Source organism: Streptomyces asiaticus (assembly GCF_018138715.1).
Lineage (GTDB): Bacteria > Actinomycetota > Actinomycetes > Streptomycetales > Streptomycetaceae > Streptomyces > Streptomyces asiaticus.
Genome location: NZ_JAGSHX010000006.1, coordinates 7,063,306 through 7,077,770, shown reverse-complemented (window position 1 = coordinate 7,077,770; position 14,465 = coordinate 7,063,306). Strand labels below are relative to the sequence as shown.

The 14,465-nt window shown below is 73.3% G+C and carries 9 protein-coding genes; 2 read left to right on the top strand and 7 right to left on the bottom strand.

Annotation, left to right across the window (positions count from 1 at the left end; all coding sequences use genetic code 11):
• Window positions 1–104 precede the first annotated feature (104 nt).
• Together KHP12_RS38035 and pyrG are read right to left on the bottom strand one after the other, a co-directional pair.
• Window positions 105–731 carry an NUDIX domain-containing protein gene (locus KHP12_RS38035; protein ID WP_086884088.1) on the bottom strand — a complete coding sequence of 209 codons (627 nt, stop codon included), beginning with the start codon at window positions 729–731 and terminating at the stop codon, window positions 105–107.
• A gap of 140 nt (window positions 732–871) precedes the next feature.
• On the bottom strand, window positions 872–2,509 hold the full coding sequence (gene pyrG / locus KHP12_RS38030) for a CTP synthase (protein ID WP_086884089.1): 1,638 nt from the start codon (window positions 2,507–2,509) through the stop codon (window positions 872–874).
• Between the two features lie 420 nt (window positions 2,510–2,929).
• On the opposite strand from pyrG, the gene KHP12_RS38025 reads away from it, so the two are divergent.
• A complete protein-coding gene (locus KHP12_RS38025) occupies window positions 2,930–4,738 on the top strand; it encodes a glycoside hydrolase family 15 protein (protein WP_210609144.1) in 1,809 nt (602 codons plus the stop codon).
• A 302-nt stretch (window positions 4,739–5,040) separates the two neighbouring features.
• Window positions 5,041–6,693, top strand: a complete 1,653-nt coding sequence (locus KHP12_RS38020) for a PucR family transcriptional regulator (RefSeq protein ID WP_211834184.1) — start codon at window positions 5,041–5,043, stop codon at window positions 6,691–6,693.
• Between the two features lie 982 nt (window positions 6,694–7,675).
• On the opposite strand, the gene KHP12_RS38015 is transcribed toward KHP12_RS38020, so the two are convergent.
• The 5 genes from KHP12_RS38015 to KHP12_RS37995 form a co-directional block, all read right to left on the bottom strand.
• The gene (locus KHP12_RS38015) at window positions 7,676–8,848 is read right to left on the bottom strand and encodes a glycoside hydrolase family 64 protein (protein ID WP_086885773.1); all 1,173 of its coding nucleotides are present in this window, start codon (window positions 8,846–8,848) and stop codon (window positions 7,676–7,678) included.
• A 112-nt stretch (window positions 8,849–8,960) separates the two neighbouring features.
• On the bottom strand, window positions 8,961–10,121 hold the full coding sequence (locus tag KHP12_RS38010) for a glycosyltransferase family 4 protein (RefSeq protein WP_372455256.1): 1,161 nt from the start codon (window positions 10,119–10,121) through the stop codon (window positions 8,961–8,963).
• A gap of 233 nt (window positions 10,122–10,354) precedes the next feature.
• Window positions 10,355–12,106 carry a DNA repair protein RecN gene (gene recN / locus KHP12_RS38005; protein WP_086885772.1) on the bottom strand — a complete coding sequence of 584 codons (1,752 nt, stop codon included), beginning with the start codon at window positions 12,104–12,106 and terminating at the stop codon, window positions 10,355–10,357.
• A 441-nt stretch (window positions 12,107–12,547) separates the two neighbouring features.
• Window positions 12,548–13,462: an NAD kinase gene (locus tag KHP12_RS38000; protein ID WP_037965474.1), complete on the bottom strand. Its 915-nt coding sequence runs from the start codon at window positions 13,460–13,462 to the stop codon at window positions 12,548–12,550.
• 101 nt (window positions 13,463–13,563) lie between these two features.
• Window positions 13,564–14,442: a TlyA family RNA methyltransferase gene (locus tag KHP12_RS37995; protein WP_210610372.1), complete on the bottom strand. Its 879-nt coding sequence runs from the start codon at window positions 14,440–14,442 to the stop codon at window positions 13,564–13,566.
• Window positions 14,443–14,465: the final 23 nt, after the last annotated feature.

Sequence of the window (14,465 nt, the reverse complement as noted above, 5' to 3'; positions counted from 1 at the left end):
GGCCCACAGCACGGACCGAAAATCACCCCATCGGATCTTCACCGAGGCCGAGCGGGGCGCATGCGCCCCATCAGTGGGTGGGGCCCATGCGCCCCATCAGCGACTCAGGCGTCGAAGGGCCGGGCGGGCCAGGAGGCGTCGGCGGGCCGGAGGGCGTCGATGCCGTCGCCGGAGAGCACCGACCGCAGCGCCAGCGCGCCCGTCACGAGGCAGTTGTTGTGCAGCTCGCCCGCGAGGGCGCCGCGCACCAGTTCCTCCAGGGGCACCCGGGCGAGCTCCATGTCGGCCTCCTCCTCGGAGACCTCGAACCGCTCGCCCTCGGCCACGGAGATCTCCCGGGCCAGGAAGATCCGTACGGCCTCGTCACAGCCGCCGGGCGAGGTGTAGAGGTCGATGAGGACCCGCCAGTCCTCGGCCTTGACGTGCGCCTCCTCGTACAGCTCCCGCTGGGCGGCGTGCAGCGGGTTCTCACCGGGGATGTCCAGGAGACCGGCCGGGATCTCCCACAGCCGCTGGCGGACCGGGTGCCGGTACTGCCGCAGCACGAGCACGCGGTCGTCCCGGTCCAGGGCGAGGACGGCGACGGAGCCGGGGTGGACCTGGTAGTCACGCTTGACCCGACTCCCGTCGGGCATCTCCACCTCGTCCGTGCGCACGCTCGTCTTGTTGCCGGTGAACGGCGTGGTGGTGGCGGTGACCGGCCATTCCTCGGGAGTGTCCTGGATGGGCATGCTTGCCTCAGCGTCCTTTCCGCGTGCGGTTGACGGGGCGGTGGGCCGCGCCGGCCGCCCGCCCCTGCCAACCGTAACGGTCAGGCGCGAGCACCCGGCGCCGAACCCTGTTCGTCCACGGGGCGCCTTAGCCGCTGTCCCTACGGCGCTGCCACCTGTCGCTCGACCGCCGCCTTCACCAGGCCCGCGAAGAGCGGGTGCGGACGGGTCGGGCGGGAGCGCAGCTCGGGGTGGGCCTGGGTGCCGACCAGATAGGGGTGGACCTCGCGCGGGTACTCCACGTACTCCACCAGCTTGTTGTCCGGGGAGGTGCCGGAGAAGACGATCCCGGCCTTCTTCTCCAGCTCACCGCGGTAGGAGTTGTTGACCTCGTAGCGGTGGCGGTGGCGCTCCTCGACGTACGGCTGGTTGTCGTAGACCTCGCGGACGATCGAGCCCTCGGCCAGCTTCGCGGGGTACATGCCCAGCCGCATGGTGCCGCCCATGTCGCCCTCGCCCGCGACGATGTCGAGCTGCTCGGCCATGGTGGAGATCACCGGGTCGGTGGTGGCGGGCTCGAACTCGGTGGAGTTGGCGCCCTCGATGCCCGCGAGGTTGCGCGCGGCCTCGATGACGATGCACTGGAGCCCCAGGCAGAGGCCCAGCACCGGGATCTTGTTCTCCCGGGCGTAGGTGATCGCGCCGACCTTACCGATGACACCGCGGTCACCGAAGCCGCCGGGGATGCAGACCGCGTCCACGCCGTCGAGCTGCTCCCGGGCGCCGGCCGCCGTCTTGCAGTCGTCGGAGGTGACCCACTTGATCTTCACACGGGCGTTGTTGGCGAAGCCGCCGGCGCGCAGCGCCTCGGTGACGGAGAGATAGGCGTCGGGCAGGTCGATGTACTTGCCGACAAGCGCCACGGTGACCTCGTGGTCGGGCTCGTGGACCCGCTTCAGCAGGTCGTCCCACTGGGTCCAGTCCACGTCGCGGAAGGGCAGGTCCAGCTTGCGGACGACATAGGCGTCCAGGCCCTCGGAGTGCAGCACCTTGGGGATGTCGTAGATCGACTTGGCGTCGATGGCGGCGACCACGGCGGCGTCGTCCACGTCACACATCAGCGAGACCTTGCGCTTGATGGAGGTGGGGACCTCGCGGTCGGCTCGCAGCACGATCGCGTCCGGCTGGATACCGATATTGCGCAGCGCGGCCACCGAGTGCTGGGTGGGCTTGGTCTTCAGCTCGCCGGACGGGCCGATGTACGGCAGCAGGGAGATGTGCACCACGAACACGTTGTCCCGGCCGACCTCGTGCCGGACCTGGCGGACGGCCTCCAGGAAGGGCAGCGACTCGATGTCGCCGACGGTGCCGCCGACCTCGGTGATGACGACGTCCACGTCATCGGTGGCCATGCGCCGGATGCGGTGCTTGATCTCATTGGTGATGTGCGGGATGACCTGCACCGTGTCCCCGAGGTACTCACCGCGCCGCTCCTTGGCGATTACGGTGGAGTAGACCTGTCCGGTGGTCACATTGGCCGAGCCGTCGAGGTCGACGTCGAGGAAGCGCTCGTAGTGGCCGATGTCCAGATCGGTCTCGGCGCCGTCGTTGGTGACGAACACCTCGCCGTGCTGGAAGGGGTTCATCGTGCCCGGGTCGACATTCAGATACGGATCGAGCTTCTGCATGGTGACGCGCAGACCGCGCGCCTTCAGCAGCGCCCCCAGACTGGAGGCGGTAAGACCCTTGCCGAGTGAGGAGGCGACACCCCCGGTGACGAAGAGGTGCTTGGTCGTCATGGGTTTAGCGGCAATGGCCAAGAGGGGGCTCCCGTGGTCGCGTCGTGAGGGTGCGTACGGCAGCCGCTCCGGGGTCCGGGGGCGCCGCCGCTGAGGTTCGGGGGTTTTGTGCCCGCCGCTCCACGGGCTACCAGGGTATCAGCGCCCCGGAGCGGTCGTTGCTGACCTGGTTCCCGCGTTCGGTCTGCGCAATCGCCCGAACACCATGCGTGACCTGGCCACCCGATCGGCCGTGAGATGCGAGCCACGATGTGGACGGGCTCAAGCGGATCATCGTTGTCCGTCGTATCCTCATCGGACGCACGCATGCGAGCCACCCCGGCACGGCACCACCAGCACGCCCCCGGAACAAGAGCTCGTCATAATTTTCCGAGACCGTAGAACACGCCCTCCGGGGTGATACGGCCGTTCGAATGGGGAATGCACGTGGCCGGGCGTATCGAGGATTACGCACTCATTGGTGATATGCAGACCGCCGCCCTCGTCTGCAGAGACGGGACGGTCGATTGGCTGTGCCTGCCGCGGTTCGACTCCCATGCCGTCTTCGCCGGTCTGCTGGGCACTGAGGAACACGGCTTCTGGCGACTGGGACCCGCCACCCCCGCGGGGAGCCCGCCGCCCGCCGCCGACCGCCGCCGCTACCGCGGCGACTCCCTGGTCCTGGAGTCGGAGTGGGACACCCCGCGCGGCACGGTCCGTGTGATCGACTTCATGCCGCCCCGTGACGGCGCCCCGCAACTGGTGCGGATCGTCGAGGGGGTCAGCGGCCGGGTGCCGATGCGCTCCGCGCTGCGGATGCGGTTCTCCTACGGCTGGGTCGTGCCCTGGGTGCACCGGGTGGACGCCCGCACCGTCGCCGTCGCGGGTCCGGACTCGGTCTGGCTGGACACCGAGGCCGACACCTACGGCAAGGACCTCACCACCTACTCGGACTTCACGGTGGGCCCCGGCGACCGGCTCGCCTTCACCATCAGCTGGCAGCCCTCGCACCGCGAACCGCCCGCCCTGCCCGAGCCGGAGGGCGCGCTGGAGGCCACCGAGGCGTTCTGGCGGGAGTGGGTCGAGCACTGCACGTACCACGGCCCCTACCGGGACGCGGTGGTCCGCTCGCTGATCACGCTCAAGGCGCTGACCTACGCCCCCACCGGCGGCATCGTCGCGGCGCCCACCACCTCGCTGCCCGAGGAGATCGGCGGCGTCCGGAACTGGGACTACCGCTTCACCTGGCTGCGGGACGCGGCGATCACCCTCTCCTCGCTGCTGCGCACCGGCTACCGCGAGGAGGCCCGCGCCTGGCGCGAATGGCTGCTCCGCGCGGTCGCGGGCGACCCGGAGAACCTCCAGATCATGTACGGCATCGCGGGCGAGCGGGAGTTGTCCGAGGCCGAGCTGACCTGGCTGCCCGGCTTCGAGAACTCCCAGCCGGTCCGGATCGGCAACGGCGCGGCGGGCCAGGTCCAGCTGGACGTCTACGGCGAGGTCACCGAGGCGCTGCACCTGGCCCATATGACGGGCCTGGCACGCAACGACTACGCGAGCGTGCTCCAGCTGAAGCTGATCCGCTACCTCGAGGAGCACTGGGACGAGCCGGACGAGGGCATCTGGGAGGTGCGCGGGCCGCGCCGCCACTTCGTGCACTCCAAGGTGATGGCCTGGGTCGCGGTCGACCGCACCGTCAAGCTGATCGAATCCGGCGATGTGGACGGGCCGTTGGAGCGCTGGCGGGAGCTGCGCGACGAGATCCACCGGGAGGTCTGCGAGAAGGGCTACGACGCCGAGCGCAACACCTTCACCCAGTCCTACGGCTCCAAGGAGCTGGACGCCTCGCTGCTGCTCATCCCGCAGATGGGCTTCCTGCCGCCGGACGACAAGCGGGTCATCGGCACCATCGAGGCGATCCAGCGGGAGCTGTCGACCGAGGACGGCTTCGTGATGCGCTACCCCACCGCGGGCGAGGACGCCGGGGTGGACGGTCTCGAGGGCGACGAAGGGGCCTTCCTGGCCTGCTCGTTCTGGCTCGCCGACGACCTGGCGATGATCGGCCGGGTGGACGAGGCCCGGAAGCTCTTCGAGAAGCTGCTCGCGCTCCGCAACGACCTCGGGCTGCTGTCCGAGGAGTGGGACTCGCACAACCAGCGTCTGGTGGGCAACTTCCCGCAGGCGTTCAGCCATGTGCCGCTGATCGACACCGCGCTGCGGCTGACCGCGTCCGGCGCGTACGGAGGCTGACCCCCGGCCCGGGCCCTGGGGGCCCGGGCCCCCACACCCGGGCTCGGCCCGCCAGCCGACGTCCGCTGGGCGGCGTCCGCTGGGCGGCGTCCGCTGGGCGGGTCGAGGCGGGTCGAGGCGGGGCATCGAACGGGCGGCTGACCAGGTCGGAGGAAGTCCGCTACGGTTCGGGCAGCGCCCCGAAGGGGCGCGGGACTGTGTCGATGTGCGGCTCCGCCGCGCGGGCGCGACCAGCCACGACGGCGCCGCAGTCGACCGACGACCCATCGCAGCACTTCCCGCGGAGCGCTTAGCGTTGCGGCATGGAACCACAGGGAACGATCACCGTGGCGCGGGCCCTCGGCCTTCCCGCCCTGCGCCGCGGGCTCCCCGAGGTGGTGTCCGGGCAGGAGCTGCTTGACCGCCCGGTGCGCTGGGTGCACGCGGGCGAGGCGCCGAACATCGCCGCGCTGCTCAAGGGCGGTGAGCTGCTGCTGACCACCGGTCTCGGGGTCGGCCCGCGCCCCGCCGAGCAGCGCGCCTTCGTCCGCCGGCTCGCCGAGCGGGGCATCGCGGCGCTGGTGGTGGAGCTGGGCGCCCGGTTCCGCACCCTGCCGGGGCCGGTCGTGGACACCGCGCGTTCATGCGGGCTGCCGCTGGTGCAGCTCCATCGCGAGGTGCCGTTCGTCACGGTCACCGAGGAGATCCACACCGAGATCGTCAATGAGCACTACGCCCTGCTGCGCCAGGCCGATGTGGTGCACCGGCAGGCCACCGAGGTGCTGCTGCGCGGCGGCGGGGTGCCGGAGATCCTGCGCCACTTCGCCGCCTTCGCGGCCAATCCGGTCTTCCTGGAGACCCCCGGCGGACAGCTGCTGTACGCGGCGGGGCCGGGCGGTACGGCCCCGGCGGGCGCCGCCGATCCGCTCCAGGTGTGGGAGGGGCTGCGGGCGCCGCGCGCGGCCGAGCGGCCCGAGCCGCCGACGGGCAGCGTGCTCGCGGACATCCCGGGCGGCGGGCCCGGCCCCGGTGCCGTACGGGCGCGGCTGACCGTCCTTCCGGTGGCCGGGCCGCTGGGCCCGGTGCACCGGATCGCCGCCGAGCGGACGGCGGATCTGCTGGCGGTGGTGCTGCTCCGGGCACGCCAGGAGGAGGAGCTGGCGGCGCGCGGGCGCGGGGACTTCCTCACCGAGCTCGCCGAGGGCCGGATCGAGGCGTCGGACGCCCCGGCCCAGGCCCGGGTGCTGGGGTTCCGGCCGGGCCCGGGCGGGCCGCTGCTGCCGGTGGTGACGCGGCTGGTGGAGGATCCGCGGCCGCTGGCCGGTGGCGGCGGGAGCTGGGCGGCGCTGGCCCACGCCGTGCAGGAGGAGCTGGCCGGGGTCGGGGTGCCGGTGCTGCTCGGCGTACGGCTTCCGGAGGGGCGGGTTCCGCTGCTGGCGGGGCTGCGCGACGCGAGCGAGCGGAGCGCGGTGGCCGAACGGATCGCGGCGGCGCTGCGGGCCGGGGTGGAGCGGGCCTGGCCGGACCGGGCCGGCGCCCGGCCGCCGGTGGTGGTCGCCGGGCTCGCGGTCGGCTGGAACGCGGCCGGAGCCGAGCTGCGGCATGCGGCGGAGGCGGCCAACGCGGCCTGCGGACCGCCGCCCGACCGGGGCTGGTACGACGTACGCAGCCTGGATGTCGACCTGTTGCTGTGGCGACTGCGCGAGCACGGCGATCTGGCCGCCTTCGTGGACCGGGTGATCGGTCCGCTGCTGGCCCATGACCGCACCGCCCGCCCGCCGCTGGTGCCGACGCTGGAGACGTATCTGCGGCATGCGGGGCGCAAGGCGGAGACGGCCCGCGCACTGCACCTCAACCGCCAGACGCTGTACGACCGGCTGGCCCGGATCGCGTCGCTGCTGGGCAGCGATCTGGAGGATCCCCAGACGGTGCTCGCCCTGGGGGTGGCCCTCCAGGCCCGCCGCCACGTCCGGTGACACGGCGGCGGGCCGCCCCGCCTGACGCGGCCGCGGCCCGCCCCACCTGCCCGGGCCCCCGCCCGGCGTCCCCCCGTGCCGCCGGGCGGGGAGTGGCTCCCTCACCGTCCGCCGCGCAGCCCTCGCAGTGCGCCACGAACACCTCCCCACCCGGCCGCCCTGCACCTAACCCGCCCAGCGGACCCGTGCCGAACCCGGCCCGGCGGCCCTGTACCGAGCCCGCCCGGCCGCCCTGCGCCGAACCCGGCCGACGGACTTGTGCCGAACCCGCCCGGCCGCCCTGTACCGACCCGCCCAGCGGCCCTGCGCCGAACCCGGCCGACGGACTCGTGCCGAACCCGCCCGGCCGCCCCGTGCCGAGCCCGGCCTGGCGGCCCCGTGCCGAACCCGGCCAGCGGACCTGCACCGAACCCACCCGGCCGCCCTGCACCTAACCCGCCCAGTGGACCCGTGCCGAACCCGGCCCGGCGGACCTGCACCGAACCCACCCGGCCGCCCTGCACCGAACCCACCCGGCCGCCCTGCACCTAACCCGGCCAGCGCACCTGCACCGAACCCGGCCCGGCGGGACTTCGCGGCCCGGGCCCCTGGCGCGGTGTTCCCGGCCACCGCCGGGAGGCGCCTCCCGCACCAGAGGCCGCGGGCCTCGCGGCGGCGGCCGCTGGTGGCGCGGGCGCGAAGAACGCTCCACCGGACGGGCCTACGGGGCGCCTGGCGGACCACGCGGCGGAACCGCATATCGACACTTCGCCCTCCCCGCCCCTTCCCTCGGCATCGATATGCGGCTCCGCCACCTCGCAGGGGCATCGCCCCTGGACCCCGGGGGGGGCGACGAGCCGGCCGTTCCGCGATCAGCTCACTGGCCAGGGCGCCGGCCGCGCCACCCGCGACGCGGCCGGGGTCTGGGGCGGAGCCCCAGTTGAGGGAAGGGGCGGGGAGGGGAAACAGCCCGCCGCAGGCGCCAAGCCCCGCCGCACACCCCCTAGAACGGAGTCAGCGTGAGCGTGATCCCCTTCGGCGCGGTGTCCTGGATGTAGGACGCGAACTCGGCCACGTCGTCGAAGGCGAAGCCATACGCCTTGCCGTCCTCGGTCGCCGCGTGCATCGCCTTGGCGTAGTGGTTGGTGACGTCCTCGCCGTAGAAGGCGGCCGGATCGGTGGTCGGCTGGGCGTCGGCGTTGTGCAGCGTGGAGCGGTTGAAGCCCGCGCCCAGGATCGCCGCGACCGGGCCCGTGGTCCCGTCGTTGGGCGCGGCCAGGGCGCCGTCGCAGAACAGCACGTCCTTGGTGGAGGGCTTGTCGAAGGAGACCGAGGCCGGACCGGTGAAGGAGAACTTCCCGCCGCTCACCCGGCCGGTGAAGGTGCCCGCGTTCGTGGTGACCTTGAGGTCCTTCGAACCGTAGGCGTCCCAGACCTGGTCGATGTACGACGCGAAGTAGTCCTCCGCGAACACCCCCGCGCCCATGCCATGACCGGGAGCGATCACCCGCAGATTGTCGCCGACGATCAGCTTCTTGAAGGCGTCGACGCCGGCGAGGTCGGAGAAGATCTTGGCGCGGGCGCCGTCCTTGAGGGTGCCGGTCGTCTGGTCCTGGGCGCCGGTGAGGTGGATCGACAGCGGGACGCTGAACATGTCCACCATGGTGGTGTTGCAGAACATGCCGGAGGAGTTGTACGTGAACTCCGCGCAGTCGTGCATGATGTCGTAGTTCGGGTCGCCGGACACCCAGCCCGCCGGGTACTGGAGCGCGGCCTTGCCCGCCCCGTCCTCGACCACCTTGAGCTTGAGCTTGGAGCCGAGCGCCACATAGATCCGGCCGGACATCTGAGGCAGGTTCAGCTTGGTCTCGCCGCTTCCGGCCAGCGGTATCGCGTAGTCGGTGAAGCCGTCCGAGCCGTTGTCGGAGAGCGCGACGGGGGCGATGTTGCCGTCCGGGGTGACGTGGACCTGCCGGTCGCCCTCGTTACCGACGATGTAGAGCCATACCGACCCGTTGTCGTACTGCCCCGTCTTGTTCACGACGGTCAGGGGCAGGGCGGCGGCGGCCTTCGCGCCCGGTGCTCCGCTGGCGCGGCCGCCGGCGAACGCGAGGCCGGTGCCCGCGGCGGCGGCGGAGGCGGCGATTCCACCCAGCAGCTTCCTGCGACTGATCATGATGATGGTGCTCCTCGGCGTAGTGGGGGTTGCCGGGAAAATGGCGTGGGGGGTGACGGGAGGCGCGACCATTGGGAGCGCTCTCTCGTTCCTCTGCCCAGCACCCTGCCGATCAACGGCCGGGCCCGTCAACCCCTTCACGCAGAAAGGTCTGCACCAACTCATCGTAGACGCTGAGGACATGGGCGACGGTGTCGTCCTCCGTGGGCCAGCCCGCCGTCCGCGCCCGCCCCGCCTCCGCGAGCTCCACCCGGCGCTCCGGATCGGCGAGCAGCCCGGACACGGCCTCGGCCAGGGCCTCGGGGTCGCCGTACGGGACGAGTTCGGCCGCCTCCCCCACCAGCTCCGGCACCCCGCCGACCGCCGTGGCCACCAGGGGCACCCCCGCGTGCAGCGCCTCCTGGGCCAGCAGCGACCGGGCCTCCCAGCGGCTGGAGAGCACCGCGACATCGGCCGCGGAGAGCAGCTGCGGCACATCCTCGCGGCGGCCGAGCAGCCGCACCGGCAGCCCCTCGGTGTCGATCCGGCGCTGGAGCACCGCACGGTCCGGCCCCTCCCCCGCCACCACCAGCAGCGGCCGCGGGTCCAGCACCCGCCAGCGGTGCGCCGCGTCCAGCAGCGGGCCGTGTCCGGCCATCGCCTCCAGCCGCCCCGCCGTGACCAGCAACGGCCGCTCCACCACGCCCAGTTCGGCCCGCGCCTTCTGGCGGCGGCCGTCGGTGGTCTCCGGCGGCCGCCGCGGGGCGGGCACCGCGACCGGGGCCAGCCGGGCGTCGCGCGCGCCGCGGGCACGGGCCCGGGCCACCAGGTCCGAGGAGGCCCCGAGCACGATCGCGGCGGCCCGGGCCACCCGACGCTCCATCAGCCGGACCAGCCGGGCCCGCGCGCCCTCGGCGTCCACGCGGGTGTGCCAGGTGACGATCAGGGGCACGTTCCGGCCGCGCAGCGCCACGGCCGCCAGCAGCCCCGAGCGCAGCCCGTGGGCGTGCACCAGAGCCGCGCCCTGGGTGGCCCTGCGCAGCGACGCCATGCTTCCGGCGTCCGTCAGGGCGTCGAGCCCGGTGAACCGCGCTCCGGTCTGGGTGAAGCCGTAGCCCCGTTCGGCGCTCCAGGGCCCGCACACGGTCACCCGCAGTCCGCGCGCCACCAGCCCGGCCGACAGCGACCGCACATGCACTCCGCTGCCCGAACTCCCGGCGCCCAGCACCTGGACCGCGTGCAGCGACGACTGCCCGTGCGGCGGGACCGGGGTATTGCTCACGGTACTGCTCACGCGGGCGGAGCTCCTGAGACGGTGTCGGGGCGATCGGGGGGCGGTGCGGACGCGCTCCGCCCAAGGATGCCAGCACTCGCCGAACCCTCGTCGCAACGCTCCCAGGTGACGCCTGCCCCGAACTCGCCCCAGCGTCCGCGGTATCACCCGTTCGGGTGAAGGATCGGGGGAGCGATGCGTGGAGGTTCGGGGGAAGCGTCGCGCAAGGGCCGCGCGAAGCGTCGCATTGCGGGTCAGCGTCCCGCGCGGGCCGCCTCCAGGAGCTCTTCCGCGTGCGCCCGCGCGAGTTCGGAGTCCTCCTGGCCCGCGAGCATCCGCGACAGCTCCCGTACGCGGTCCTCGCCCTCCATGGCCTTCACACCGCTTCGGGTCACCGACCCGTCGTTGGTCTTCTCGACCACCAGATGGCGGTCGGCGAAGGCCGCGACCTGCGGTAGATGGGTGACCACCACGACCTGTGCGGAGCGGGCGAGCTTGGCCAGCCGGCGGCCCACCTCGACCGCCGCCTTACCGCCGACGCCCGCGTCCACCTCGTCGAAGAGATATGTCGGTACGGGGTCGGAGCCCGCGAAGACGACCTCGACCGCGAGCATCACCCGCGACAGCTCACCCCCGGAGGCGCCCTTAGCGATCGGCCGGGGCGGGGCGCCCGGATGGGGCGCGAGCAGCAGCTCGACCTCATCGGCGCCATGCGGCCCGAAGACCACCGGGCGGCCGCCCACCTCGATGCCGTCCGCCTCCGTCTCGGTCTCCGTCTGGCGGATCGCGAACGTGACCCGGGCGTGCGGCATCGCCAGGGAGGCCAGCTCGGCGGTGACCGCCTCCGCGAACCGCCCCGCCGCCTCCGTACGGGCGTCGGTGAGCGTCTGCGCCAGCCCGCCCAGCTCCGCGCGGAGCGCCTCGTGCTCGGCGGTCAGCTCGCCGATGCGGTCGTCGTCGCCGTCGAGTTCGGCGAGCCGGGCGGCGCCCTGTTCGGCCCACGCCAGCACGTCCGCGATGGTCTCGCCGTACTTGCGGGTCAGCTGGGACAGCGCGGCGCGGCGCTCCTCGACTGCCGACAGACGGATCGGGTCGGCGTCCAGGTTGTCGGCGTACCCCGCGAGGTCCCCGGCCACATCGGAGAGCAGGATGCCGATTTCGCCGATCCGGTCGGCGAGCCCGGCGAGGGCCTGGTCGTGGGAGCGTACGGCCTCCACGGCGCGATGGGCGCCCGCGACCAGGGTGGCCGCGTCCACGCCCTCCGGATCCTCCGGGTTCCCGGCGAGGGCGGCGTGCGCGACGGCGGCGGCGGACGCCAGGGCCTCGGCGTGCCCCAGCCGTTCGGCCTCGGCCGCCAGCTCCTCGTCCTCCCCGGGCCGGGGCTCGGCGGCCTCGACCTCCTCGAGGCCGAAGCGCAGCAGATCCGCCTCCTGCGCCCGCTCGCGGGCCCGCGTGGTGAGCTCCTCCAGCTCGGCCGAGACGGCGCGCAGCCGGCGGTAGGCCCCCGCGTACTTCTCCAGGGGTACGGCCACCGCGGCGCCCGCGTACCGGTCCAGCGCCTGCCGCTGCCGGGCGGGCCGCAGCAGGCCCTGCTGATCGGTCTGGCCGTGCACGGCCACGAGATCGTCGGCCAGCTCGCCCAGCAGGCCCACGGGGACGGAACGGCCGCCCAGGTGCGCGCGCGACCGTCCTTCGGCGGAGAGCGTACGGCTGATCAGCAGCACGCCGTCGTCGAGCTCGGCCCCCGCTTCCTCCGCCCTTACGGCCGCCGCCGAGCGGGCGTCGACCGTAAGGCGGCCCTCGACGACCGCCGCCTTGGCCCCGATCCGCACCAGAGCGGCGTCGGCGCGGCCGCCCAGCAGCAGCCCGAGGCTGGTGACGACCATGGTCTTGCCCGCGCCGGTCTCACCGGTCACCGCGGTGAAGCCGGGCGACAGCTCGACGACCGCGTCGTCGATGACGCCCAGCGCACGTATCCGCATCTCCTCCAGCACGTGCACGACCATACGAGGTTTGGTCGGTGGGATGCGACGAAGGGGCGCCACTTATGGGGTCTGCCCGTACATCTGCTCGGGGTGGGTGGGGTGCGGGCGCCTCCGGCGGAGAGCCCCCACCCCGCCCCTTCCCGAAACCGGGGGCTCCGCCCCCAGCTCCGCTCCTCACACACCGGAGAGGCCGGGGTTGCGGGGCACCGCCCCCGGCCCCGCTCCTCACACGGTGCTGCGGGGTGTCCGGCAGGCCACGACGGCGGAGCCGCCGGGCAGGGGCTTCGCCCCTGGATCCCGGGGTTGGGGGCGGAGCCCTGCCTTCCAGCCCCTCCGGCGCTTGAGGAGCGGGGTCCGGGGCGGTGCCCCGGCGGGGGGTCTGGGGGCGGAGCCCACGGTTTCGGGAAGGGGCGGGGAGGGGAGCAGCCCGCCGCAGGCGGCAACGACCCGCCGGACGAGGACCTAGTGCGGGGCGCCTCGCCACCCCGCGACCGGCAGGGCGAACTTGGCGACCAAGCGGTCCGTGAACGACGCATGGTGCAGACGGGCCAACCGGACCGGCACCGCCCCCCGCCGCACCTCCACCCGCGCACCCGCCGGAAGCTCCACCGTGCGGCGGCCGTCGCACCACAGCACCCCGTGCGGGGTCTGCGGCTGCACCTCGACCGCGAGCACCGACTTCGGCGACGTCACCAGCGGCCTGGCGAACAGCGCGTGGGCGCTGATCGGCACCATCAGCAGCGCCTCCACCTCGGGCCACACCACCGGCCCGCCCGCCGAGAAGGCGTAGGCCGTGGAGCCGGTCGGGGTCGCGCAGACCACGCCGTCGCCGCCGAACCGCGAGACCGGGCGGTTGTCGACCTCCGTGACCACCTCGAGCAGCCGCTCCCGCGCGGCCTTCTCCACCGACGCCTCGTTCAGCGCCCAGTCCGTGTGCACGATGTGCCCGTCGTTGCGGACCAGCACATCGATCGTCATCCGCTCCTCGACCTCGTACTGCCGGGTCACCACCCGGTCCACGACCTTGTCGAGGTCGTCCCGCTCGGCCTCGGCCAGGAAGCCCACCCGGCCGAGGTTCACGCCGAGCATCGGCACGCCCGAGACCCGGGCGAATTCCGCGCCGCGCAGCAGCGTCCCGTCCCCGCCGAGGACGACCAGCAGCTCACAGCCGTTCAGCACGTCTCGCTCCGCGTCGACGCGCTCGACAGCGGGGGGCAGCGGCAGGTCCGCCGCCTCGGCGGCGAGCACCCGTACCCCGATTCCGCTGCGCAGCAGCCCCTGGACGACCAGTTCGGCGCTGCGGATGGCCGCGGGGCGGCCGGTGTGCGCGAGGAGGAAGACGGTGCGGTCCGCCGTCGCTTCGGCCGCCGGAGTCATCGGCTCGACCGCCGGTGCCGCCACCGCGTCCCCGGCTCCGGGCTCGGGCACGGGCTCGGGCACGGGCACTGCTTCCTTCTGCTGCGCTGCTTCTGAAGTGGTCAACTGGGCCCCTCCGCCACTGCACGGTCAACATCCGCCGGGTCCAGTGCCGGCGCCCCGGCGCGCATCCACAAAAAGTACTCGACATTACCCGACGGCCCCGGGAGCGGGCTGGCCGTTACGCCCAGCACACCCAGTCCCAGCTCCGCCGCCCGCCCGGCCACCGTGCGCACCGCCTCGGCGCGCAGTTCGGCACTGCGGACCACTCCCCCGCTGCCCAGCCGCTCCTTGCCGACCTCGAACTGTGGTTTGACCATCAGCACCAGATCGGCGTCGGCCGCCGCGCACCGCACGAGGGCGGGCAGGACGAGCCCGAGCGGAATGAAGGAGAGATCACCGACCACCAGGTCCACCGGTTTCCCACCAATCCGCTCAAGTGTCAGCTCGCGCACGTTTGTACGGTCATAAACGCTGACGCGTTCATCGCTCTGGAGCGACCAGGCGAGCTGCCCGTAGCCGACGTCGACGGCGAGCACCTGAGCGGCGCCCGCGCGCAGCAGGACGTCCGTGAAGCCTCCGGTGGAGGCGCCCGCGTCCAGCGCCCGCCGCCCGGCGACCCTCAGCCCCGCCCCGGCCCCCGTGGCCGGGCGGACCCCGGGGTCCTGCCCCGCGCCCGCGCCCTTCCGGTACTCCTCGCTGAACGCGTACAGCGCGCCCGCCAGCTTGTGGCCACCGCGCGAGACATAGTCCGGATCGCTGTCGTCCTCGATCACGACGACGGCCGCGCTGGTCTCCACCTGGGTGGCCGGTTTCGTCGCCACCGCCCCGCCGACGGTGACCCGGCCCGCCGCGATCAGCTGGCTGGCATGCTCACGCGAACGCGCCAGCTTGCGGCGCACCAGCTCCGCGTCGAGTCGTGCGCGTCGTGGACGGGTCACTGCCACGGGTGGTTCAGCTCCTG